Origin of the sequence: Oceanobacillus timonensis, assembly GCF_900166635.1 — a bacterium.
Taxonomy (GTDB): Bacteria; Bacillota; Bacilli; order Bacillales; family Amphibacillaceae; genus Oceanobacillus; species Oceanobacillus timonensis.
Genome location: NZ_LT800497.1, coordinates 1 through 24,445, shown reverse-complemented (window position 1 = coordinate 24,445; position 24,445 = coordinate 1). Strand labels below are relative to the sequence as shown.

At 41.0% G+C, this 24,445-nt stretch carries 21 protein-coding genes, 1 tRNA gene and 1 rRNA gene; 22 read left to right on the top strand and 1 reads right to left on the bottom strand.

What is annotated here, in order from left to right:
- Positions 1-520: 520 nt before the first annotated feature.
- The 8 genes from spoVT (at position 521) to B7E05_RS00550 (ending at position 6,427) form a co-directional block, all read left to right on the top strand.
- Positions 521-1,054 (top strand): stage V sporulation protein T, encoded by a 534-nt coding sequence (gene spoVT, locus B7E05_RS00585; RefSeq protein WP_080871811.1) that lies wholly within the window; start codon positions 521-523, stop codon positions 1,052-1,054.
- Between the two features lie 181 nt (positions 1,055-1,235).
- Positions 1,236-2,846: a putative polysaccharide biosynthesis protein gene (locus B7E05_RS00580; RefSeq protein WP_080871810.1), complete on the top strand. Its 1,611-nt coding sequence runs from the start codon at positions 1,236-1,238 to the stop codon at positions 2,844-2,846.
- A complete protein-coding gene (gene yabN, locus B7E05_RS00575; protein ID WP_080871809.1) occupies positions 2,843-4,297 on the top strand; it encodes a bifunctional methyltransferase/pyrophosphohydrolase YabN in 1,455 nt (484 codons plus the stop codon). The genes B7E05_RS00580 and yabN overlap by 4 nt, the downstream gene beginning before the upstream one ends.
- Before the next feature lie 13 nt (positions 4,298-4,310).
- Positions 4,311-4,571 carry an RNA-binding S4 domain-containing protein gene (locus tag B7E05_RS00570; RefSeq protein ID WP_080871808.1) on the top strand — a complete coding sequence of 87 codons (261 nt, stop codon included), beginning with the start codon at positions 4,311-4,313 and terminating at the stop codon, positions 4,569-4,571.
- A gap of 61 nt (positions 4,572-4,632) precedes the next feature.
- Positions 4,633-4,935 carry a sporulation protein YabP gene (gene yabP / locus B7E05_RS00565; protein ID WP_040977629.1) on the top strand — a complete coding sequence of 101 codons (303 nt, stop codon included), beginning with the start codon at positions 4,633-4,635 and terminating at the stop codon, positions 4,933-4,935.
- Entirely contained in the window at positions 4,932-5,522 is a 591-nt protein-coding gene (gene yabQ / locus B7E05_RS00560) for a spore cortex biosynthesis protein YabQ (protein ID WP_080871807.1), read from the top strand. The genes yabP and yabQ overlap by 4 nt, the downstream gene beginning before the upstream one ends.
- Positions 5,523-5,589: 67 nt before the next feature.
- Positions 5,590-5,970 (top strand): FtsB family cell division protein, encoded by a 381-nt coding sequence (locus B7E05_RS00555; RefSeq protein ID WP_080871806.1) that lies wholly within the window; start codon positions 5,590-5,592, stop codon positions 5,968-5,970.
- Between the two features lie 70 nt (positions 5,971-6,040).
- A complete protein-coding gene (locus B7E05_RS00550) occupies positions 6,041-6,427 on the top strand; it encodes a S1 domain-containing RNA-binding protein (protein ID WP_080871805.1) in 387 nt (128 codons plus the stop codon).
- A gap of 129 nt (positions 6,428-6,556) precedes the next feature.
- Here the strand turns inward: B7E05_RS00550 and B7E05_RS00545 are convergent.
- Positions 6,557-6,630 (bottom strand) — tRNA-Met (locus B7E05_RS00545).
- 422 nt (positions 6,631-7,052) lie between these two features.
- On the opposite strand from B7E05_RS00545, the gene spoIIE reads away from it, so the two are divergent.
- From spoIIE to B7E05_RS00470, 14 genes are all read left to right on the top strand, one after another.
- Positions 7,053-9,515 (top strand): stage II sporulation protein E, encoded by a 2,463-nt coding sequence (spoIIE, locus tag B7E05_RS00540; RefSeq protein WP_080871804.1) that lies wholly within the window; start codon positions 7,053-7,055, stop codon positions 9,513-9,515.
- A 122-nt stretch (positions 9,516-9,637) separates the two neighbouring features.
- Complete coding sequence (locus B7E05_RS00535; RefSeq protein WP_080871803.1) at positions 9,638-10,375, top strand: vWA domain-containing protein; 738 nt, start codon at positions 9,638-9,640, stop codon at positions 10,373-10,375.
- Positions 10,338-11,279 carry a serine/threonine protein kinase gene (locus tag B7E05_RS00530; protein WP_080871802.1) on the top strand — a complete coding sequence of 314 codons (942 nt, stop codon included), beginning with the start codon at positions 10,338-10,340 and terminating at the stop codon, positions 11,277-11,279. The genes B7E05_RS00535 and B7E05_RS00530 overlap by 38 nt, the downstream gene beginning before the upstream one ends.
- A 146-nt stretch (positions 11,280-11,425) precedes the next feature.
- Positions 11,426-12,814, top strand: coding sequence for a tRNA lysidine(34) synthetase TilS (gene tilS / locus B7E05_RS00525; protein WP_080871801.1), 1,389 nt, complete (start codon positions 11,426-11,428; stop codon positions 12,812-12,814).
- Positions 12,815-12,825: 11 nt separating this feature from the next.
- The gene (hpt, locus tag B7E05_RS00520) at positions 12,826-13,380 is read left to right on the top strand and encodes a hypoxanthine phosphoribosyltransferase (protein ID WP_080871800.1); all 555 of its coding nucleotides are present in this window, start codon (positions 12,826-12,828) and stop codon (positions 13,378-13,380) included.
- 307 nt (positions 13,381-13,687) lie between these two features.
- Positions 13,688-15,751 (top strand): ATP-dependent zinc metalloprotease FtsH, encoded by a 2,064-nt coding sequence (gene ftsH, locus B7E05_RS00515; protein WP_080871799.1) that lies wholly within the window; start codon positions 13,688-13,690, stop codon positions 15,749-15,751.
- Positions 15,752-16,109: 358 nt separating this feature from the next.
- The gene (locus tag B7E05_RS00505) at positions 16,110-16,880 is read left to right on the top strand and encodes a type III pantothenate kinase (protein ID WP_080871797.1); all 771 of its coding nucleotides are present in this window, start codon (positions 16,110-16,112) and stop codon (positions 16,878-16,880) included.
- 55 nt (positions 16,881-16,935) lie between these two features.
- Positions 16,936-17,808, top strand: coding sequence for an Hsp33 family molecular chaperone HslO (gene hslO, locus B7E05_RS00500; RefSeq protein ID WP_080876170.1), 873 nt, complete (start codon positions 16,936-16,938; stop codon positions 17,806-17,808).
- 206 nt (positions 17,809-18,014) lie between these two features.
- Positions 18,015-18,944 (top strand): cysteine synthase A, encoded by a 930-nt coding sequence (cysK, locus tag B7E05_RS00495; protein WP_080871796.1) that lies wholly within the window; start codon positions 18,015-18,017, stop codon positions 18,942-18,944.
- A 144-nt stretch (positions 18,945-19,088) separates the two neighbouring features.
- Positions 19,089-19,901, top strand: coding sequence for a dihydropteroate synthase (gene folP / locus B7E05_RS00490; RefSeq protein ID WP_080876169.1), 813 nt, complete (start codon positions 19,089-19,091; stop codon positions 19,899-19,901).
- A 50-nt stretch (positions 19,902-19,951) separates the two neighbouring features.
- Positions 19,952-20,317, top strand: coding sequence for a dihydroneopterin aldolase (folB, locus tag B7E05_RS00485; RefSeq protein ID WP_080871795.1), 366 nt, complete (start codon positions 19,952-19,954; stop codon positions 20,315-20,317).
- Positions 20,314-20,814 (top strand): 2-amino-4-hydroxy-6-hydroxymethyldihydropteridine diphosphokinase, encoded by a 501-nt coding sequence (gene folK / locus B7E05_RS00480; RefSeq protein ID WP_080871794.1) that lies wholly within the window; start codon positions 20,314-20,316, stop codon positions 20,812-20,814. The genes folB and folK overlap by 4 nt, the downstream gene beginning before the upstream one ends.
- 100 nt (positions 20,815-20,914) lie before the next feature.
- Positions 20,915-22,396 (top strand): lysine--tRNA ligase, encoded by a 1,482-nt coding sequence (gene lysS, locus B7E05_RS00475; protein WP_080871793.1) that lies wholly within the window; start codon positions 20,915-20,917, stop codon positions 22,394-22,396.
- Between the two features lie 476 nt (positions 22,397-22,872).
- Positions 22,873-24,437: ribosomal RNA gene (locus B7E05_RS00470) — 16S ribosomal RNA — on the top strand.
- Positions 24,438-24,445: the final 8 nt, after the last annotated feature.

Below are 24,445 nucleotides of genomic sequence, written 5' to 3'. Positions count from 1 at the left end.
AATGTATGAACTCGACTTTCCCCCTTTTAAAAAGTAACTTCCTTTCCATCGGAACAGGGGTTGATTGTTTCTTCCATAAAGCTGTTGATAAAGATGAGAAGGTAAGGTGTAAGGCGACCGCTGTGGCGGAAAACGTAGTGTTTGGCCGGAGCGGTTGCTATACAGCCTATCCTGTTCAAAAAATAAAAGGATGATTTAACGGAAAGCAAGCATGATAATAGCGGTCGTGTTTATCTTGGAACAGCAAGGTTTGTATACTTATTCTTAGTGCAATAGTTGAGACAGGAAGAAAGCGTAAAATTTGATGAAGAAGAATTCGCACAGGAGTAATGTTTAGGTACCAAGTAGAAATGTAATGGTTTTCTTTAAAGGCAAATAAAGACTCGTCCCCCAATAAAATTACAAAAATTTCATTTGGCATGTATAGTTATTTCTGGTTGATTCATACTATAACAACAATCGGTGATGAAAAGTTGTCTATGTAAGTCGGAATCGTCACTTAGAAAGGGAGGATACTTAGATGAAAGCAACTGGAATAGTACGTCGTATCGACGATTTAGGAAGAGTAGTGGTACCGAAAGAAATCAGAAGAACGTTACGGATTCGTGAAGGAGATCCCCTCGAAATTTTTGTCGATCGAGAAGGAGAGGTCATTTTAAAAAAATATTCACCAATTAGTGAGCTGGGCCATTTTGCGAAAGAATATGCGGAGGCATTATTTCAATCTTTACAAGCACCAATCGTTATTACAGATAGGGATGAAATCATTGCTATTGCGGGAGAGTCCAAAAAAGAATATTTAAATAAGCCGCTCAGCAGTCGTATTACAGATATTATTGAAGGACGTTCCCCTGTTTACGAAGGAGATAAAACGCAAGTAGAAATTGTAGATGGAAAGGAACAAGAGCTGCACTCTTATACGATTCATCCGATTATTGCCAATGGAGATCCAATTGGTTGCGTAATGATTTTTTCCGGGGATGATAAGTTGAACAAAGTAGAGCAGAAAGCAGCAGAAACAGCTTCTGTTTTCCTGGCAAAACAAATGGAATAGGAACAGTATGTTAGAATAAGATTGCAAGAAGAAGCTTTCTCTGGGTTACCTCCAATCTAGAGCATAGGCTTCTTTTTATTATATATCGATAGGAAAAGCAAACAGCACTAAATGATAACGTATGCTTCTCCTTGATATGATATACTTAAGAGAAATTTATTTGGAAAAGGAAAAATACGTCATGTCAGATAACGAAACAAGCCGGCTGATTAAAGGTGCGCTATTACTGAGTATCGCCGGTTTGATAAGTAAAATATTTAGTGCTGTTTATCGCATTGTCTTGCAAAACTTAACTGGAGATATCGGATTTTATATGTATCAGCAGCTCTATCCATTGTTAGGTATTGCGATGATGCTGGCATTGTATGGATTTCCCTCCGCCATTTCTTCGTTAACAGCAACGGAAATAGAAAAAGGAAAAACGTTGTCTTGGGAAGGATTTTATCGTCCAATTCTTCTTATACTTGGAGGCTTTCACATCCTGCTTATAGCAATCATCTATTTTACGGCGCCTTTATTAGCTCATTTGGCTGGTGATGCGCGTTTTACAGGGTTATATCAGCTGACCGCCGTATTATTTCTTATCGTTCCTGTTCTGGCGTTATTTCGCGGCATACAGCAGGGAAGGTATGAAATGGCTCCTACTGCGCTTTCACAAATTGGTGAACAGTTTATCCGTGTCGGTACGATTGTTGCAGGGGCCTGGCTGGTCAGTCAGGGTATTTTTCAAATATATGCGATTGGAACGACCGCAGTGCTTGCGTCCTTGTTGGGAAGTTTCAGTGCGCTTGCTATTCTGTTATTTTACTACTATCAGCATCGCAATGACGCACAAGCAGTCACACAAGTTCCTTCCCAGGGAGAAGTTGTCCCATGGAAAAAGTATATGAAAACGTTGCTGTTATTCGGAATAGCTGCTGCGATGAATCATATGACGCTTTTGTTAATGCAGTTAGCAGATGCCTTCACATTTGTTCCGACATTAATCGCGGAGGGGACAGGAGAAATTGCTGCGAAAGAAATGAAGGGTGTGTTTGACCGGGGACAACCGTTGATTCAGGTTGTAACCATTATTGGTTCATCGATTGCTTTAGCGATTATACCGGCTATCAGTTATCAGAAGCTAAAAGAACAAAGAACACAAGTGATGAACTATATTCAAACAGCGCTGCATATTGGCATATTTATTGCGGTCGGGGCTGTTATCGGATTATTTATTATATTCCCTGAGGTGAATCAATTACTTTATAAAAATATACAAGGAACGAGTGCGTTAAGATTATTAATCGTTGCGATGGCGATGTCTACTGTCTCTATTATTGGTGCCTCGATTCTGCAAAGTTTAGGGATGATTGTGCGCACGGCTGTATTTATCGGCATTTCATTTATCGTAAAGGTATGCAGTAATCTGATTCTTATTCCGCTTTATGGCATGCATGGAGCAAGCATCGCAACCGTTGTCAGTCTTACCGTGTTATTATTACTGGTAGTTATAGAGCTTTATCGGAAGCTGCCAAATATGCTGTTATTCCGTTCTGTATCATGGAAAAGCTTAACGATTGCAAGTGCGGTCATGGTTGTCTATCTTTTAATCATGCAAGCTGTCTTTTCCGGTTTGGTGATGGACATAAGATGGCTCTTGCTTATATATGTGCTGTTTATTTCCATATTAGGAGCCGTCCTGTTTTTGTTTGTATTGTTGAAAACTGGTGGATTGACCGAAGCACAGATTCGTATTTTACCCAAATCAGTGTACTTATTACGTATTTATAAAGGGAGGAAAAAGCCTTGAAGCAAATAGAGGTTATCGGACTGGGCGCAGGAGATTTGGAACAGCTGCCGCTCGGGATATATCGAAAATTAAAGCAAATAAAACAACCCATTTATGCAAGAACATCCGATCATCCAGTTGTTCAGGAGCTGGAAGCGGAAGGGGTTTCTTTTACTTCCTTTGATCATCTTTACGAAGAGGAAGCACAGTTTGAAAAAGTGTATGAACGTATTACCGAAAAATTGATAGGAACGGCGAAAACAAGTGATGAACCGCTGGTTTACGCCGTTCCTGGTCACCCAATGCTCGCAGAAAAAACGGTACAGCTTCTGTTAGAGCAACAAGAAGTGGACATATCGATTGCTGGTGGGCAAAGCTATTTGGATGACTTATTTACAGCGATGCAGATTGATCCGATTGAGGGCTTTCAATTTGTGGATGGGACAGACTTCCAACGCAGTCAACTGCAATTACAGCAACATTTATTTGTGTGCCAAGTATATGATGCCTTTATTGCATCCGAGGTCAAACTGACTCTATTAGAAGACTTGCCGCCTGATTATGACATTTATATCGTGGATGCAGCTGGGAGCAGTGCCGAAAAGATTAAAAAAATCCCATTAGAGGAATTGGATCACAGGATGGAAATTAGTAATTTAACCACACTTTACATTCCGCCGGTTCCTGAAAAAAATCTGCATCATACATTCCCTTTTTTACGGGAGGTAATGGCAGTGTTGCGCGGACCGGACGGCTGTCCCTGGGATAAGAAGCAGACCCATGAATCGTTGCGTTATCATACAATTGAAGAGGTCTATGAGCTGATTGAAGCCATTGATGAGGAAGACGATGACCATATTGTTGAGGAGCTTGGCGATTTGCTGATGCATGTTTTATTGCATAGTCAAATCGGCGAGGACAATGGTTACTTCACGATAGATGATGTGATTCAGTCGATTTCTGATAAAATGATTTATCGTCATCCGCATGTATTCCAGTCCGCTGTAGCAGATACAGAGGAAGCTGTGCTGGAAAACTGGGAAGAGCTTAAAAAACAGGAAAAGGGAAAAGACAGGGAATCGGTGCTGGATGGTGTCCCGACTTATCTGCCTGCGTTGACCAAGGCATATAAGCTCACCTCAAAAGCAGGTCGTGTCGGATTTGAATGGGAGCATGTCGGAGAGGTCTGGGATAAATTGAAGGAAGAAATAGAGGAAGTCATCGAAGCAGTTCAGGAAAAAGATAAGACGGATGTAGAAGAAGAACTGGGAGATGTATTATTTGTCTTAGCGAATATTTCCAGATACTATAAAGTACATCCTGAGGTCGCATTGGAACGTGCTAATCGAAAATTCAGCAGCAGGTTTCAATATATAGAGAAAAAACTGCTGGAAAACAATCAAACACCACAAACCGTTTCTCTGCAGGAAATGGATGCTTACTGGGAAGAAGCGAAAAAAGCAAAGTTATGAGAGGAGAAGGAAGATGAGACTAGATAAATTTTTAAAAATATCTCGCATCATTAAACGCCGTACCATGGCAAAAGAAGTTGCAGAGCAAGGAAGAATTACCGTGAACGGGAATCAGGCGAAAGCTTCCACTGTCCTTTCTGAAGGGGATGAGCTCGTGATTCGGTTTGGACAAAAGCGGGTTACGTTAAAAGTAAACTCCTTGCGGGAAAATGTCCGTAAAGAGGAAACAGACACATTATACACCATTGTGAAAGAAGAGAAATTAGAGCAGTAGAAATCTAGTTCTATACTTGTCCCTCCCGTCATAAACTATTCATGACAGGGAGGGTTTTTATATGAATTATTATGAGAATAGAGATGTAAGAAATCATACGGAACCAGAACATACGGTAAAAGTAGACAAACGAAAAAACCTTGAAATTACTGGCGTTAAAGAAGTGGACAGTTTTGATAATGAAGCATTCCTTTTAGAAACGGTCATGGGATATTTAATTATTCGCGGACAGAATTTGCAATTGAAAAATTTAGATGTAACAGAAGGCGTTGTCTCCATTAAAGGAAAAATATATGAGCTTTCCTATGTAGATGATCAACAGCAGGAGAAAGCTAAAGGGTTCTTTAGCAAGATATTCCGATGACATTATCCACCCAATTTTTAACACTTCTCACGATGATTTTAAGTGGGTTTTATTTAGGCGTTATTCAAGAAACCTTCCGTCGCTTCACAATATATTGGAAGGGGCGGCTATTTTTAACTTATTTTTTAGAAATATTTTTTTGGATGACGCAGGCTGGCATTTTATTTTATATATTATACCAAGTGAACCAAGGAGAGCTCAGAGTCTATATTGTATTAGCATGTCTCCTTGGTTTTTCTGTTTATCAGGCTTTGGCAAAGCCTGCATACAAAAAGTTATTAGAATATGTTATTCAGGTTTTTAAAATGATTTACCGGGGTATAGAAAGATTAATCAATTTACTGCTTATTTCCCCTTTGCGGTGGATATTGTTGACGTTCTATCGTATGATAAAAACAATCCTGTTTGGCGTTTTCAAAACAATGGCATGGTTGTGCCTGTTTTTATTTACTCCTTTCCGATGGGCAGGAAAAGGGATTTTTCAGCTTTGTCCTTCATCTGTTCAAAATTTCTTTCTGCACATAGCAGGATTTTATAGTAAAATGAAGAATATAATTGATAAATACGTGTTTAAAAAAGAAGACTAAAAAGGATGTATTTATTGGACTTTTTAAACACACCCTGGATGCAGTCTTATTGAAGGAGGTAAAAGCTGTGGAGGAAAGAAAAAAGAAAGTAACCAAGCTTCCATCTAAATCCGTGCACCAGTACGATGCGTACATAGAGAGACAGAACAGAAAAAAACAGCGCCTTACCAGAAGGCTGATACTGTATGCAATCGTCGTAGCTTTGATTGTGGGAAGTATGTCTATTTACCATTTTAATCAGCGGGCTTTGAAAGCAGATAAGTTGGAAGAGTACGAACAGTTGGAGCAGCAACTTGCAGATTTAAATCAGGAAGAGACGGATTTAAATAATGAAATTGAGAATTTGCAAGATGAAGAGTATGTTCTTGAAATTGCCAGAACGAATTATTTCTTTTCCAATGAGGGAGAATTAATATTTAAATTACCAGATGAAGACCCATCATATTGACACTTTTTATTTTGATTAATATACTATATATTGAAGAACATTTAATCTTTTAAGGAGGAGCATTTCTTTTATGTCAATTGAAGTAGGCAGCAAGCTGCAAGGAAAAGTAACCGGAATCACTAATTTTGGAGCTTTTGTGGAGTTGGAAGAAGGAAAAACAGGTCTCGTTCACATTAGTGAGGTTGCTGACAATTATGTAAAAGATATTAATGAACATTTAACGGTAGGTGATGAAGTAACCGTTAAAGTTATTAATGTTGAAAAGGATGGCAAAATAGGCCTGTCCATTAGAAAGGCGAAAGACCGCCCGAAAGTACGTCAAAAGAGTCAAAAAGAACGCACAGAGAACTTCGAGTCCAAAATGAATCGTTTCCTTAAGGATTCCGAGGATCGCTTAGCCTCTTTGAAAAAGCATACCGAATCAAAGCGTGGTGGACGGGGTGCAAGAAGAGGATAGCAGTTGCTGTCTATGAATAATGCTCTATGATAGATAAAAAAGCAGGGACGTGGGTTCCTGCTTCTTTTGTGCCGCTCGCAAAAAAAGCTCATTTCCAAAATTGGAAATGAGCTTTTTTCGTATGTAAGATAGCGGCGGAGGGGATCGAACCCCCGACCTCACGGGTATGAACCGTACGCTCTCGCCAGCTGAGCTACACCGCCATGTAAAAACCGACAAGAAAAATCATACAACAGACTATATAAAGTGTCAATACTTTCTTTTTATATTTTTATGTTAAAAAGCCTGCTGTTTTTCGTTAAAAGGATTCAAAAAGGTCTCTCATCTTGTCGAGTGCATGAAAAAGAACCGCTTTTCCAATCATTTTTTCTACAAATGCTGTAAGAATATCTAAAAAGCTGCGAAGTGGAAAAAACGAAAATAAGTCGCAATTTATAATAGAAAAAGCATGATCCCCCTGTATTACAGTTGGAAACAGGTGGATGTTTTCACCCACACCCTTTTTGCAAAAACAATGTTAACGGACCAAAATTACGTCGAACGATTTTTTGAAATGACTATGTTTTTTTGACAAAAAAAGAAAGCGGCTTGTGTTTTACTAGTTGGAAAGATAGGAGTGGATAAAATGATAGGTTCAATTCCAAGGGTGGAGTCAGGAAGCATTGCAATCGAGAAAGCAGGAAAAAAGAAAAAATGGAGAGAGCAGATTACGTCAAAGGTGAATCATATTTTAATCGCGCAAGGCTGGTTATTTTATATTACCGGTTTCTTATTAGGACGAGCTGTGATTTTACAGACCGTCTCTCCGTTTGCAGTAGCGTTCATTGCCAGCATGTGGCTTGTCCACCGGGAAAAATCATTCCGGTCGATGATTGCCGTGATTTTAGGGGCTGTCACCTATTCAATGCAGCATGTGGTTTATATTTTTCTTGCTTTTATCTTATTTATCTTTATATCGGCAGCAGTAAAGTCTATCAAAAACCAGCAATGGATGCTGCCTGTTACTGTCTTTTTGGCGACGAGTCTGCCGAGAATGTTTCTATATTCTATTCAAGGTCCGATATCATCCTTTGAGTGGATGATGTTAGCAGTTGAAGGAATACTTGGAGCTATTCTTGTACTTATATTTATGCAAAGCATTCCGTTATTATCACCAAAACGTTATAAACCTGCGCTGAAAAGTGAAGAAATCGTCTGTTTGATTATTCTTATTGCTTCGGTATTAACCGGGTTCATCGGCTGGGAGGTATACGGTGCGTCCTTAGAGCAGGTTTTTTCCAGATACTTTGTCTTAGTGTTTGCATTTATTGGTGGAGCGGCAATCGGATCGACAGTGGGGGTTGTGGCAGGGATGATTTTATCACTGGCCAACGTTGCCAATCTTTATCAAATGAGCTTATTGGCTTTTTCAGGGGTGCTTGGTGGATTATTGAAGGAAGGCAAGAAGCCGGGGACGGCGGTGGGGCTCTTAATTGGGACAGGCCTGATTGGTGTATATGGAGAAAGTGTGGCACTATTACCATCGTTAACGGAATCCCTGATGGCCGTTGTTTTATTTTTGTTAACACCTGCGTCCTGGTTTGAACAGATTGCCCGTTATATTCCGGGAACAGAAGCATATACCAATGAGCAGGAGCAGTATTCGCAAAAGGTCCGTAATGTTACAGCCAAACGTGTGGAACAATTTTCAAGTGTCTTCGAGGCGCTGTCCAAAAGCTTTGCGGTGACAGACCGGACGATGAGTGATGAAAAATGGGAGGAGAAGCGGGATACCGATTACTTTTTAAGTCAGGTGACGGAAAAAACATGCCAAGGGTGTTTTTTAAAGAGTAAATGCTGGCAGAAGGATTTTGATAAAACCTATTCGCTGATGGAGGCGATGAAAGAGAATATAACTGCCGGAGAGGAACCGCACCGGAATATCGTGAAGCAGTTTGAAAATCATTGTGTGAAGCCGCGTCAGGTGATGGAGGCCATGCATTCGGAAATGAGCTTTTATGAGGCCAATCAGCAGCTTAGGCAACAGGTGACAGAAAGTAAGCGCTTAGTTTCCGATCAGCTCCAGGGAGTATCTGACGTGATGAATGACTTTGCTAAAGAAATATTAAAAGAACGGCAGCATCATGAATTGCAGGAGTCGCAAATTGTTCATGCCCTTAAAGAGATGGGTATTGAACTGGTTCGTCTAGATATCTACCATTTGGAAAAAGGGAATGTAGATATTGAATTGACAACAAGTTTTTATGAATACCATGGGGAAGCGGAAAAATTGATTGCGCCCATTCTTTCCGAACTGCTCGATGAAATGATTGTTGTCAAGAACGAAGATATTTCTGCCTTTCCTTATGGTTACAGTCACTTTGTCTTTAGTTCAGCCAGGGATTTCACAGTAGAAACAGGGGCGGCAAATGCAGCAAAAGGAGGAGGAATTGTATCCGGTGATAGTTTTACAACGATTGAACTGGGCGCTGGAAAAGTTGCCATGGCTATCAGTGATGGCATGGGGAATGGAAAGCGCGCAAAAGAGGAAAGTACAGAGACATTACGCTTACTGCAGCAAATTTTACAGACGGGAATACGGGAAAAAGTTGCCATTAAAACGATTAATTCGATCCTTGCCTTACGTACGACAGATGAGATGTTTGCAACGCTTGATTTAGCCGTTGTTGATTTGCATAATGCGTCTGCCGAGTTTTTAAAGATTGGCTCGACACCAAGCTTTGTCCGCAGGGGGAACAACATGATAAAAATAGAGGCAAGTAATTTGCCAATGGGAATTATAAAAGAGTTTGATGTTGATATTGTCAGTGAGCAATTAAAGCCGGATGATTTATTAATTATGATGAGTGATGGTATTTTTGATGGGCCGAAAAATGTAGAAAATATCGATATTTGGATAAAGCGGAAGGTTAAAGAAATGGATACGGAAAATCCACAGGAAATTGCTGATTTATTATTGGAAGAGGTGATCCGGACCCGGTCGGGTGAGATTCATGATGATATGACGGTATTGGTTACCAAAGTAAAGAAAAACACACCAAAATGGGCGAATGTACCTGTCCACAAAGGAAAGGTGGTGATGATGTAGTGCAGCAGATTGATACCGGATGATAAGTTTATACCCTTCTCGTTATGAAATCATCAAATAGATGTATATACAAAACGCAATTTGGTGATGATGGTAATGGAAGTTGAGGAGGTATAAATGAAATGAAGGCGGGAACATTAAAACAAATTTTGCTGTTAACAGATGGTTGCTCCAACAAAGGTGAGGACCCTGCAATCGTAGCTAATTTAGCGCATCAGCAAGGGATTACGGTAAATGTCATTGGTATTTTAGATGACGATCAGACAGAACATCCGGAAGGCCTCGAGGAAGTAGAGGATATTGCAGTATCCGGTGGCGGGATTAGCCAGATTGTCTATAGTGAGCGCTTATCTCAAACGGTACAGATGGTAACACAACAGGCAATGACGCAAACACTGCAGGGATTTGTTAATAAAGAGCTGCGCAGTATTTTAGGAAAAGGGCAGTCCATGGAGGAATTGGAGCCTGATAAGCGCGGTGAAATTATGGAAGTCGTTGAAGATTTAGGCGAGACCAGTGATCTCGAGGTAGTTGTCCTTGTTGACAGCAGCGCAAGTATGCGTGATAACTTAGAAACGGTGAAAGAAGCTCTATTTGATTTATCCATGAGTTTAAATGCTCGTGTCGGGAAAAACCGTTTTTGCATTTACCGGTTTCCAGGAAGACGGAGTGATATTGAGCTTGTGCTTGATTGGGCGCCGAGACTGGATGGGATTTCAAAAGTCTTTCCCAAATTAACAAGCGGCGGAATAACGCCGACCGGGCCAGCATTACGTGCAGCGATGTACCAATTTAGCAAAAAGCAGCTACGGAGGAATTCGGATGAGGAACCATTCGACGTGGAAGAAACCGGCTATTAGTTTACATGCCCAGCAGAAGGTAACCGGAAAGTGGCATCAAAAAACGTACACCATTATTCGGAAAATTGGTGAAGGTGCGGTTGGCAGCGTGTATCTCTGCACGTACCAGGGGCATCCTGTTGCCCTGAAAGTAAGTGAACAGGATACAGCTGTAACGGTAGAAGTTAATGTGCTCAAAGCGTTGAAAAAGGTTCAAGGATATCGCCTTGGGCCTTCTTTATTGGATGTGGATGATTGGACAGCACCAAACGGAAGCGTATATTCATTTTATGTCATGGAATATATGGAGGGGCAAACGTTAGGTGACTTTATTCAGTTGAAAGGAAAAAAGTGGCTGGGACCTTTGATGATGCAGCTGCTGGAAGATTTAGAACAGCTTCATCAGGCTGGCTGGATCTTTGGAGACTTAAAAACGGATAATATTCTTGTAGAATCGAATCCGCCGAGAATCCGTTTGGTGGATGTAGGCGGTACAACGAGAATGGGGCGTTCGATAAAAGAGTATACCGCTTTTTTCGACCGTGGATATTGGGGGCTGGGGACGCGTAAAGCGGAGCCGGGGTATGATTTATTTGCGGTTGCGATGGTATTTCTGCATATTTACTATCCACGGCGGTTTGATCGTATGGCAGGAGAGTCTTCTGAAAAGCTGCTGGAGAAAAAGTTATATCGTGCAAGAGATTTACAAGTACTGTATCCTGTTCTGAAAAAAGCATTAAAAGGAAAGTATACGACAGCAGGTGAAATGAAAAAGGATGTTATTGGTAAGATCAAACAGGTGCAAAATAAGCGCAGTCAATATCGTCAAAAGACGCAGCGCAAGAAGCGTTATCCTGTCAAAGAATCATTTAGTATTTCTGTCGTGGCTTCGGTTTTTTGGATTATTTCTATGCTGTTACCCTGACATCAAAAAAGATACTTGGTTTTAACGCCCTCTTTTTTGAACCGTCTCTGAAAAAAGAGTATGATAGAAGCGTAGACAAAATAAGGATTTTTCTAATTAAGAATGACCGTAAGACAGGCAGGAAATCTGGATGGAGGAAGAATGTGATGGAGAAGGAAGTATGTGCTTTTATTGAAAAGCATCAATTAATTCCACAACATGCTACCGTTCTTATCGGCGTTTCAGGAGGACCGGATTCGATTGCACTCTTACATTTCCTGCACAAACGACAGTCTGAGTGGGGATTGGACTTGGCGGCTGTAACGATAGACCATCAATTACGTGAAGATTCGAGAGCCGATTGCCGTTTTGTGACGGACATCTGCCGGGAGTGGAATATTCCTTGCGTTGTAAAAACAGTAGATGTCAGGCAATACCAAAAAAAAATGGGTGTCAGTGAAGAGGTTGCTGCGCGTGAATTACGTTACAGTGTGTATGAGGAGCTGATGCGCGAAAAACAAGCAGATGTTTTGGCTCTTGGCCATCATGCGGATGATCAAATTGAAACGATGATGATGCGGATGGTAAGAATAGCAGCTTCGAATGCGCTCAAGGGAATTCCTGTGCGGCGTCATTTCGCTGGCGGTGAAATCATCCGTCCTTTATTAGGTACGACAAAACATAGCATCCTTACGTATTTGGAGAAGTATCTATTGCGTTACCGGACAGATAAAACGAATACAGATGATTCGTATACGAGAAATTATTATCGTAAAAATATTGTTCCGTTACTGAAAGAGAAAAATCCAAATATTGCAGAGACGATTCAGACGCTTAGTGAGACATTATCTCAGGATGAAAACTATTTGCAGGAGCAGGCAAAAGAAATGGTGGAAAAAGTGGTGGAATTTCGCGGGAAGAAGCGGGAAGTTTGTTTTGCTGCAGAAGCTTTTTCAGAGTTTCCTCAGGCTTTACAAAGACGTGCCTTTCATCTAATATTAAATTATCTGTATGGAACCTTACCTAAAGACCTATCTTATATCCACGAAGTAAACTTTTTTGACCTGTTAAGGCGCCGGAATGGAAGCTTGAGTATGGATTTTCCTTTAAGGCTCCGTATGACAAATACATATGGGCAAATATATCTGCAATTTGGCCATCAACCATCCACGAAGCCGGCTCATTCTTTCCAATTGACAGTTCCAGGCGAAGTACAGCTTTCAGATGGAACCAAGGTCGAGGCAATCATGGTGAAAGAAGCCCCGAAAGAGGATGAAGCTACTTTTATTTTTCCGTTAGATTCTGTTTCATTACCACTACATATCCGAGTAAGAAAAGCAGGAGATCGTATGTCTGTAAGAGGATTAAATGGGTCAAAAAAGCTGAAGGATATTTTTATAGATGCCAAAATACCAAAAAATCTACGGGATAATTGGCCGATTATTACGGATGATAAAGGGGACATTCTTTGGATTGCCGGTGTAAAAAAAGCGGAGATTGCACAAAATGGTAAAGGAATGCATGTGAAGCTAACGTTTAGCCCGATTCGAAATTAGGAGGAGAAAAAATGGTGCAAGGAACAATTCATCACGGGATTGAAAAAATTTTAGTCAGCGAGGAAGAAATTCAGAACAAGTGTAAGGAACTTGGCGCTATATTAACCGAAGAATATGAGGGCAGGTTTCCTTTGGCAATTGGTGTGTTAAAAGGCGCATTGCCATTTATGTCTGATATTCTCCGCCGCACAGAAACACATTTAGAAATGGATTTTATGGATGTGTCCAGTTATGATGGCGGTACATCTTCCACTGGGGAAGTAAAAATTATTAAAGATTTGAATACAAAAGTCGAAGGACGCGATATTATCATTGTGGAGGATATCATCGACAGCGGGCTTACTTTAAGTTACTTAGTGGACTTGTTTAAATATCGCAAGGCAAATTCAATCAAGATCGTCACACTTCTTGATAAACCAGCCGGGAGAACAGCGAATATCAAAGCTGATTTAATTGGTTTTGAAGTTCCGGATGAATTTGTTGTCGGCTATGGTTTAGATTATGCCGAAAAATATCGAAATCTTTCTTACATCGGCGTTCTCAAACCAGAAGTTTACGGTGGATGATAAGAAAAGTGACAATAAAGCAGCCTCTGGGGAGATGGACACGCTGTAAATGGCGTTGCAGAAAAAGACAGTTTTTTCTTTTCGTGAATAGCGTGTAAATTTGATAAAATAGTCCGGAGGGCATCCATGAGCATTTTGCAATATTTTATTTCATAAAAACGTGGGTTGACAGAAGACAATTGCTTTTTGGAGCTTCTGAAACACCCTAAAAAAATAATTCGTCAAAAATGGTTAAATTATTTGTATAAAGCGAATTTACTATGATACGATTTACTATAGTTTTTCCCCATTTGGGAGGAGGTAAGCAATGAATCAGATATTTCGCAAGGTCTTTGTTTGGATACTCTTGTTTATTATCATTATTGGTGTAATTGGAGTATTTAATAATCCAAGCGAAGATCAGGAGCAGTATGATGTACAGCAATTTATGAATGCTTTAAATAATGGTGAGATTCAGGAACTGACCTTTCAGCCATCACATGGAATCATTCGTTTAACAGGTACGTTAATGGATGATGATACGGAATTTGTGGCTCAAGTACCGGATAACGATGAACTTGTTTCGCAAATTACAGAGACAGCAAGCAGTCAAAGTGAGTTGACGGTTGAAGAAGAAGAACAGCCAAGCCCTTGGCTTACATTCTTAACTGGAATTATTCCATTCCTATTGATTGGTCTATTCTTACTATTTATTCTTAGTCAGGCACAAGGCGGCGGTGGCGGCGGCCGTGTTATGAATTTCGGTAAGAGTAAAGCAAAAATGTACTCTGAAGATAAGAAAAAAGTCCGCTTTAAAGATGTCGCGGGTGCTGACGAAGAAAAACAAGAACTTGTTGAGGTTGTGGAATTCTTAAAAGATCCGCGTAAATTCTCGCAAGTGGGTGCACGTATTCCAAAAGGTGTCCTTCTTGTCGGACCTCCAGGAACAGGTAAAACATTATTAGCGAAAGCAGTAGCTGGTGAAGCAGGAACACCATTCTTCTCCATCAGTGGTTCAGACTTCGTAGAGATGTTTGTCGGGGTCGGTGCATCCCGTGTACGTGATTTGTTTGAAAACGCGAAGAAAAACGCACCATGTATCATCTTTATTGATGAGATTGATGCCGTTGGCCGTCAGCGTGGAGCCGGTCTTGGCGGTGGACATGATGAACGTGAGCAAACATTAAACCAACTGTTGGTTGAAATGGACGGATTTGGAGCGAATGAAGGAATTATTATGATCGCTGCAACAAACCGTGCTGACATTCTTGACCCTGCCTTACTGCGTCCAGGACGTTTTGACAGACAAATCATGGTAGACCGTCCGGATGTAAAAGGACGTGAAGCTGTTCTTGGCGTACATGCAAGAAATAAACCAATGGAAGATTCTGTTGATTTAAGAACAATTGCTATGCGTACACCTGGATTCTCTGGTGCAGACTTAGAGAACTTGCTTAACGAAGCGGCATTAGTTGCAGCAAGAGCTGACCGCAGTAAAATCAGCCAGCTGGACATTGACGAAGCAATTGACCGTGTTATTGCGGGACCAGCGAAGAAAAGCAGGGTAATTTCTGAAAAAGAAAGAAATATTGTTGCCCACCATGAAAGTGGTCATACCATTATCGGTATGGTGCTTGATGATGCGGACGTAGTTCACAAAGTTACGATTGTTCCTCGTGGCCAGGCAGGCGGGTATGCTGTCATGCTTCCAAGAGAAGATCGTTACTTCATGACAAAGCCGGAGCTATTTGATAAAATCACTGGTTTACTTGGTGGACGTGTTGCGGAAGAAATCATGTTTGGCGAAGTAAGTACAGGCGCTTCCAATGATTTTCAGCGTGCAACAAGCATTGCGCATAAAATGATTACCGAGTTTGGTATGAGTGATAAGATTGGCCCGCTTCAATTCAGCAGTGGCGGCGGCGGAAATGTATTCCTTGGCCGTGACATTCAGAATGAACAAACCTATTCCGATGCCATTGCACAAGATATTGACCAGGAAATGCAGAATTTCATTAACTATTGTTATGATCGTGCCAAAACAATTCTAACAGAGCATAAAGAGCAGCTGGAATTGCTTGCACAGACATTATTAGAAGTGGAAACATTAGATGCAAAACAAATTAAGTCCCTGTTTGACAATGGAACACTTCCAGAACCGGAAGAAGATTCGGATGATTTGAAGGTAAGTATTCAATCTAAAGAAGATGATGACGACGATAAAAAAGGTCTCTCTTTTGAAGAAGCAAAAGAAAAAGCGGAAAAGAAATCCGACGCTTACATCAATGATCCGATTATGAATAACGATTCTGATGAACAAGATACATCTGATTCCGATGAAAATAACAAGGAAGATTCAGATTCAAATCCAGATTCAGATCGTAAAAACTAAGCATTTGGAAAAGCTATATAAAAGGAGCAGCCAGGGAATAGAAAGGCTGCTTCTTTTTTTCGCAGTATCCACGCTTTTGTTTTTCCGGGAAAAAAGTATGTTATATGACAAGCCGGGAAGCAAGAAAAATCCCGATTCCATGTGGCAAAGGTCCGTTCAACCTTTCTAATGACAGGCCTGATTACAATGGGAAAAAGGATGATGTATTTGATAATCCGGGCCCCGGTTTTTAATAAAACATGCGGCAAAAAGTTTAATTCCAAAGTAAAGCGGGATTTGAAGAGAGGAAAATGTGCTTTCAAGGTTCCTTTAATAAATACCAGGTTTTCCAAAGAAACGAAGGAAGGTATGATGATAGATGTTATTTGTGCTTGATGTAGGGAATACCAATACTGTTCTGGGTGTTTTTGATAATGATCAATTGATGCATCATTGGCGTATAAAAACAGACCGCTATAAGACGGAAGATGAATTTGGCATGCTTATTCATTCTTTATTTGAATATAAAGGGATACAGTTTGAAGATATTAAAGGCGTTATTATCTCTTCTGTTGTACCGCCAATTATGTTTGCTTTAGAAAAAATGAGCCGGGATTATTTTAATATCGAGGCGGTAGTGATTGGGAAAACGTCTTATGACAGACTGTTAAAAATGAATTATCCCAACCCATCTGAGGTTGGAGCGGACCGGATTGTTAATGCCATAGCAGGTATCGAAAAATACGGGGCGCCTTTAATTATTATTGATTTTGGTACAGCGACAACATATTGCTATATAGATGAAGAAGCGAGGTACGCTGGTGGAATTATTACTCCCGGTGTGAATATTTCGATGGAGGCCTTAAATACAAGGGCTTCGAAGCTTCCAAAAATTGAGATTCAAAAACCGCAGCATGTGATTGGTTCTTCTACTGTCGAGGCAATGACATCCGGTGTGTTCTATGGCTATATTGGACAGATTGACGGACTGGTAAAACGAATGAAACAGGAAAAAGGGACAAATCCTACTGTTATTGCTACAGGAGGTTTGTCAAAATTGATTGCGCATGAGTCGGAAACGATAGATGCTGTTGAATCCTATTTAACGTTAAATGGGCTGCACCTTATTTATAACAAGTATAAAAGCTGATGGATGTGTCAGAAGCCTGTTTATTACATGAAATGAAAATGGAGGATTGATGATTGTGAAGGATTATTTAATCAAAGCAACAACGTATAACGATATGATCCGCGCATATGCGATTACATCGACAGATACTGTAGAAGAAGCCCGCAGAAGACAGGACACATGGGCAACAGCCTCCGCTGCACTTGGCCGAACAATCACCGTGACGGCCATGATGGGAGCAATGTTGAAAGGGGACGACACGGTTACAGTAAAAGTAATGGGGGATGGACCGGTCGGACCAATTATTGCAGATGGGAATGCAAAAGGTCATGTACGTGGATATCTGACCAATCCACATGTCGATTTTGATTTGAATGAAATTGGTAAGCTGGATGTGGCCAAAGCAGTAGGAACAGAAGGAAATATCAGCGTTATCAAGGATTTGGGGATGAAAGACTATTTCACGGGGGAAACGCCGATTGTTTCCGGTGAAATAGGAGAGGATTTCACGTATTATTTCGCAACTTCTGAGCAGGTTCCATCAGCAGTAGGTGCAGGAGTACTTGTGAACCCGGATTTGAGTATTTTAGCTGCAGGCGGTTTTATTGTACAAGTAATGCCTGGAGCAGACGAAGCGGTTATTGAACGGTTAGAAGACCGTATACAATCTTTCCCTGCTATTTCTACCCTTATCCGGGAAGGAAAGTCACCTGAAGAAATCTTATATTCTTTGTTTGATGAAGATAATGTAAATATATTAGAGAAAATGCCTATTGAATTTCAATGTAAATGTTCCAAAGAGAGACTGGCCAATGCTATTATTGGATTAGGTGATGATGAAATACAGCAAATGATTGATGAAGATCACGGGGCAGAAGCAACCTGCCATTTCTGTAATGAGCATTATACTTTTACAGAACAAGAATTAGAAGAACTCAAACAATCATAAGGAAAGAATATAAACAGCAATCATGTAATACAGATAAAAAGTACAAAGGATTACTTTTTGCATAAACAAAATCAGATGTTATAAACATCTGATTTTGTGGAATAGAAAAATAGGCGTTTTTTTCGGCTTTAGGATTGACATTTTACCCATAAAGAAATACATTATATATAAATCTTATAAAAATACTTGGTTTTAGGAGGGGTTATATGACAGTCGTAGATAATATTTCAGGTTTAATTGGTGGAACACCTATTGTAAAGCTCCGTAATATTACGGATGAGAATAGTGCAGATGTATATGTAAAGTTAGAATTTATGAACCCGGGAAGTTCGGTAAAAGACCGTATTGCAGCAGCAATGGTTGAAGCTGCGGAAGAATCAGGAGACTTAAAGCCTGGTGACACTATTATTGAACCAACCAGCGGTAATACTGGTATTGGTTTAGCGATGGTTGCAACGGCAAAAGGGTATCAGACAATTCTTGTTATGCCGGATACAATGAGTAAGGAACGTCGTAATTTATTAAAAGCTTATGGAGCGAAATTGGTTTTAACGCCAGGAGCTGAAGGCATGAAGGGCGCGATTTCGAAAGCTGGTGAATTACAAAAAGAAAATGGTTATTTTATGCCACAGCAATTTAACAATCCTGCAAACCCGGACATTCATGAAAAAACAACAGGGAAAGAAATTGTTGAACAGATGCCGGATGGATTGGATGCTTTTATTTCCGGAATCGGAACAGGCGGAACAATCACAGGTGCAGGGAAAGTACTTAAAAAACATTACGATGATGTAAAAATTTATGCTGTAGAGCCAGAGGATTCACCTGTACTTTCAGGAGGAAATCCTGGCCCGCATAAAATCCAGGGAATTGGGGCAGGCTTTACGCCGCAAGTACTGGACACAGCTATTTATGATGGCGTTCTTCCGATTGGTAACGAAGAATCCTTTGAAGCAGCACGTAAAGTGGCTACAACAAATGGGATTTTGGGAGGTATTTCTTCCGGGGCAGCAGTTGCAGCAGCAGTGAAGGTAGCGAAAGATTTAGGTAAAGGCAAGAAAGTTCTTGCAATCCTGCCTGATAATGGGGAACGTTACCTTTCTACAGCACTTTACCAATTTGAGGACGATGAATAAAAAAGAACGGAAAGAAATCAGCTAAAGATGGCTGGTTTCTTTTTTTATATTCCTTTTTTTAACCAGCGCTTTTTTTCTGTGACTTCTTAAGGTAGGATGTAGAATAGATGTATTTTTAATAGGAAAGAGGCGGAAAAAAGAGTGATGCATGCAAAAAAATTTCAATTAGATTTAAATAAGCGGACACATATGATGGGAATATTAAATGTCACCCCGGATTCCTTCTCGGATGGTGGACAATATACAGATATTGAAAAGGCAATTGCTGGAGCGAAGAAAATGGAGGAAGAAGGAGCGGATATTATTGATATTGGGGGAGAATCCACTCGTCCGGGCCATACTCCTGTAAGTGCGGAAGAAGAGATCCAGAGAATTATTCCGGTTATAGAGGGTTTAAAAGATTCTTTACAGATACCTATATCCGTAGACACGTTTAAAGCAACTGTAGCGGAACAAGCTGTTAAAGCTGGCGCTTCAATGATAAATGACATCTGGGGCGCGAAAAAGGAGCCTGAAATTGCAGAGATTGCTGCACGTTACCAGGTGCCGATTATTCTGATGCATAATCGGACAGATATGGACTACGGTGACTTTATAACGAATGTGAAAGCAGATTTACAAGAAAGTATTTCCATTGCAAAAAAAGCTGGTGTAGAGGATGATCAGATTATTCTTGACCCGGGTATCGGCTTTGCAAAAACAATGGAACAGAATCAGTATATGGTTAAAGAACTGCAAGAGCTGAAAGCATTTGGATATCCGCTGCTTCTGGCGACATCTCGAAAAAGATTCATCGGTGATATTTTAGATGCGCCGGCAGCTGAAAGAGATATTGGAACAGCAGCAACAACAGTCATAGGGATTGCTAAAGGTGCGCAAATCGTCCGTGTCCATGATGTGAAAACAAACCTGGAAGCGGCAAAAGTAGCAGATGCAATTCACCGGACAAAGCTATAGATAACATTTAGATAGAATAGAATATGTTTTAGCAGGAAGGAAGGGCAGCAATGGACAAAATTATTTTAAAACAGATGCAGTTTTATGGTTACCATGGGCTTTTGCCGGAAGAAAACACATTGGGACAACGTTTTAATGTGGACGCCACCCTTTATCTGCCGCTCGAAAAAGCGGGTAAATCAGATGCGATGGAGGATTCAATACATTATGGAGAAGCATATGAAAAAATCAAGCACATTGTGGAAAATAGACGCTTTCATCTGATAGAAGCAGTGGCAGAGACAATTGCAGAGGAGCTTTTTGCTTCTTTTGGGTCACTGGAAGCATGTTCTGTTCTTGTGACAAAACCAGATCCGCCGATTCCAGGTCATTATGATTCGGTATCTGTAGAAATTTATAGGGAGAGAACAGTATGAATCAAGCATTTATCGCACTCGGTACAAATATTGAACCAAGAGAGACGTATGTAAAGCAGGCATTAGACTTATTAGAAGCAAACAAGGAGATAACAATTCAAAAAAAGTCCTCTGTATATGAAACGGCTCCGGTTGGGTATCAGGATCAGGCAGACTTTTTAAACATGGTAATAGAGCTGCAAACAAGTTTGTTATCCATGGATTTGCTAGATGTTTGTCAGCAGATTGAAAAGGAACTCGGAAGAAAACGCAATATCCGATTTGGACCACGAACCATTGACCTTGACATTTTGACATTTAATGATGAAAATAGTAAAGTAGAAAGATTGATTATACCGCATCCTCGCATGCACGAACGGGCCTTTGTATTGATTCCGCTGGCGGAAATTGCCCCAGCTTTTATTATACCTGTACATGGGAAGTCAGCAGAAGATTATTTAAAAGAACTTCCAGAGCAGGATCAAGCAGATGTCCGGTTTTGGAAGGAAGAGATATAAAAAGCAGCGGAGGTTCGTCTTCGTAAAGATAAAGCAGTTACTGTTTTAATAATCTGGTCAGGAAATCGTTTATTAATTATTTGGAAGTGGAGTGGTAGAAGTGTCAGAAGAATTAAATGACCATATGCAGGTAAGACGCGATAAGCTAACAGAGTATATTGAAAAAGGATTGGATCCATTTGGCGGGAAATTCGAACGCTCGCATTTATCAAAAGATTTAATTGAAAAGTACGATTCGTTTTCCAAAGAAGAGTTGGAAGAAATGACAGATGAGGTAACCGTTGCCGGACGCTTGATGACAAAGCGCGGAAAAGGAAAAGCCGGATTTGCGCATATGCAGGATGTAAGCGGCCAGATCCAATTGTATGTCCGTAAAGATGCTATTGGTGAAGAAGCGTATGAGGTATTTAAATCAGCAGACTTAGGTGACATTGTTGGTGTTACTGGTGTTATGTTTAAAACAAAGGTCGGAGAACTATCTGTTAAAGCAAAGGAATTTCATTTATTAACAAAATCCTTGCGTCCTTTACCAGAAAAGTATCATGGATTAAAAGATATTGAGCAACGTTATCGTCAACGTTACCTGGATTTAATTACAAATCCGGAAAGCAGAGATACATTTGTGGCTCGTAGTAAAATTATTCAATCCATGCGGGAATATTTAAACGCTCAAGGGTATTTGGAAGTAGAAACACCAATGCTGCATAGTATCCCTGGCGGAGCGTCTGCACGTCCGTTTATTACCCATCATAATGCGCTGGACAGAGAATTGTATATGCGTATTGCGATTGAATTACACTTAAAACGTCTTATTGTCGGCGGATTAGAAAAAGTGTATGAAATTGGCCGTGTATTCCGTAATGAAGGGGTATCAACAAGGCATAATCCTGAATTTACAATGATTGAGTTATACGAGGCATACGCAGACTACCATGATATTATGGACCTTACAGAAAGTCTGATTGCACATATTGCAAAAGAAGTATTCGGAAAAACAACGATTCAATATGGTGATCACGAAGTAAATATGGAACCTCAATGGACAAGGATGCATATTGTTGACGCCATCAAACAAGAGACAGGTGTAGACTTTTGGCAGCACCTATCTGATGAAGAAGCGCGTGATTTAGCAAAAGAACATAACGTTGAAATTACAGATGCAATGACATTTGGTCATATTGTAAATGAATTTTTTGAGCAGAAGGTAGAAGAAACACTGATTCAACCGACATTTATATTCGGACACCCTGTAGAGATATCTCCTCTTGCTAAAAAGAATAAAGAGGATGAGCGTTTTACAGATCGTTTCGAGTTATTTATTGTAGGAAGAGAGCACGCGAATGCCTTTAGTGAATTGAATGATCCGATTGACCAGCGTCAGCGTTTTGAAGCACAAGTAAAAGAAAGAGATCAAGGAAATGATGAAGCACATTATATGGATGAAGATTTCCTGGAAGCATTAGAATATGGTATGCCTCCAACTGGCGGATTAGGAATTGGAGTAGACCGCCTGGTAATGCTGTTAACGAATTCTCCGTCCATCCGGGATGTATTATTATTCCCGCAAATGAAAGATCGTTAATACATTATTGTATAATGTGAGATAGTATAAAAAGCGCCGGCTAAAGAGAAATCATCAGTCGGCGCTTTTGTGTGTATAAGGATGAGAAAGCCTGGAAATCTTTATAAAAACTGGTTTGTAAAGGTTTTGTAAAGCTGCTTCAATAAAATGAATTATAGAAATATTTACCTTATGTAATTTTATTTTAAAAAATGCTTGCTTTCCGTTTGGAATCATGATAAATTTATTATCGTTGCATAACGCAATGCGCATCATACAAACGATTCGACAAGTTAACAATAAAATAAATTAAAAAAAGTTGTTGACAAAGAATTTCAGATATGATATATTAATAAAGTCGCCGATTTGAGACGACGACATACAAATTGCTCTTTGAAAACTGAACAAAACAACCAGTACGAAAGAAGAAAGACAACCTCGTTTTTCTTAAAAAATAAGTCAGAAGTTGACTTCTGAAAGCTAACGTTTCAAACACTTTTATGGAGAGTTTGATCTTGGCTCAGGACGAACGCTGGCGGCGTGCCTAATACATGCAAGTCGAGCGCGGGAAGCGAACGGAACTCTTCGGAGGGAAGTTCGTGGAACGAGCGGCGGACGGGTGAGTAACACGTAGGCAACCTGCCTGTAAGACTGGGATAACTCGCGGAAACGCGAGCTAATACCGGATAACACTTCCCATCACCTGATGAGGAGTTAAAAGACGGCTTTTGCTGTCACTTACAGATGGGCCTGCGGCGCATTAGCTAGTTGGTAAGGTAATGGCTTACCAAGGCGACGATGCGTAGCCGACCTGAGAGGGTGATCGGCCACACTGGGACTGAGACACGGCCCAGACTCCTACGGGAGGCAGCAGTAGGGAATCTTCCGCAATGGACGAAAGTCTGACGGAGCAACGCCGCGTGAGTGATGAAGGTTTTCGGATCGTAAAACTCTGTTGTCGGGGAAGAACAAGTACGATAGTAACTGATCGTACCTTGACGGTACCCGACCAGAAAGCCACGGCTAACTACGTGCCAGCAGCCGCGGTAATACGTAGGTGGCAAGCGTTGTCCGGAATTATTGGGCGTAAAGCGCTCGCAGGCGGTTTTTTAAGTCTGATGTGAAATCTTGCAGCTCAACTGCAAACGTGCATTGGAAACTGGAGGACTTGAGTGCAGAAGAGGAGAGTGGAATTCCACGTGTAGCGGTGAAATGCGTAGAGATGTGGAGGAACACCAGTGGCGAAGGCGACTCTCTGGTCTGTAACTGACGCTGAGGAGCGAAAGCGTGGGGAGCGAACAGGATTAGATACCCTGGTAGTCCACGCCGTAAACGATGAGTGCTAGGTGTTAGGGGGTTTCCGCCCCTTAGTGCTGAAGTTAACGCATTAAGCACTCCGCCTGGGGAGTACGGCCGCAAGGCTGAAACTCAAAAGAATTGACGGGGACCCGCACAAGCGGTGGAGCATGTGGTTTAATTCGAAGCAACGCGAAGAACCTTACCAGGTCTTGACATCCTTTGACCGCTCTAGAGATAGAGTTTTCCCTTCGGGGACAAAGTGACAGGTGGTGCATGGTTGTCGTCAGCTCGTGTCGTGAGATGTTGGGTTAAGTCCCGCAACGAGCGCAACCCTTAATCTTAGTTGCCAGCATTTAGTTGGGCACTCTAAGGTGACTGCCGGTGACAAACCGGAGGAAGGTGGGGATGACGTCAAATCATCATGCCCCTTATGACCTGGGCTACACACGTGCTACAATGGACGGAACAAAGGGAAGCGAAGCGGTGACGTTTTAGCAAATCCCAGAAAACCGTTCTCAGTTCGGATTGCAGGCTGCAACTCGCCTGCATGAAGCCGGAATCGCTAGTAATCGCGGATCAGCATGCCGCGGTGAATACGTTCCCGGGTCTTGTACACACCGCCCGTCACACCACGAGAGTTCGTAACACCCGAAGTCGGTGGGGTAACCTTTTTAAGAGCCAGCCGCCGAAGGTGGGACGAATGATTGGGGTGAAGTCGTAACAAGGTAGCCGTATCGGAAGGTGCGGCTGGATCACCTCCTTTCTAAGGAT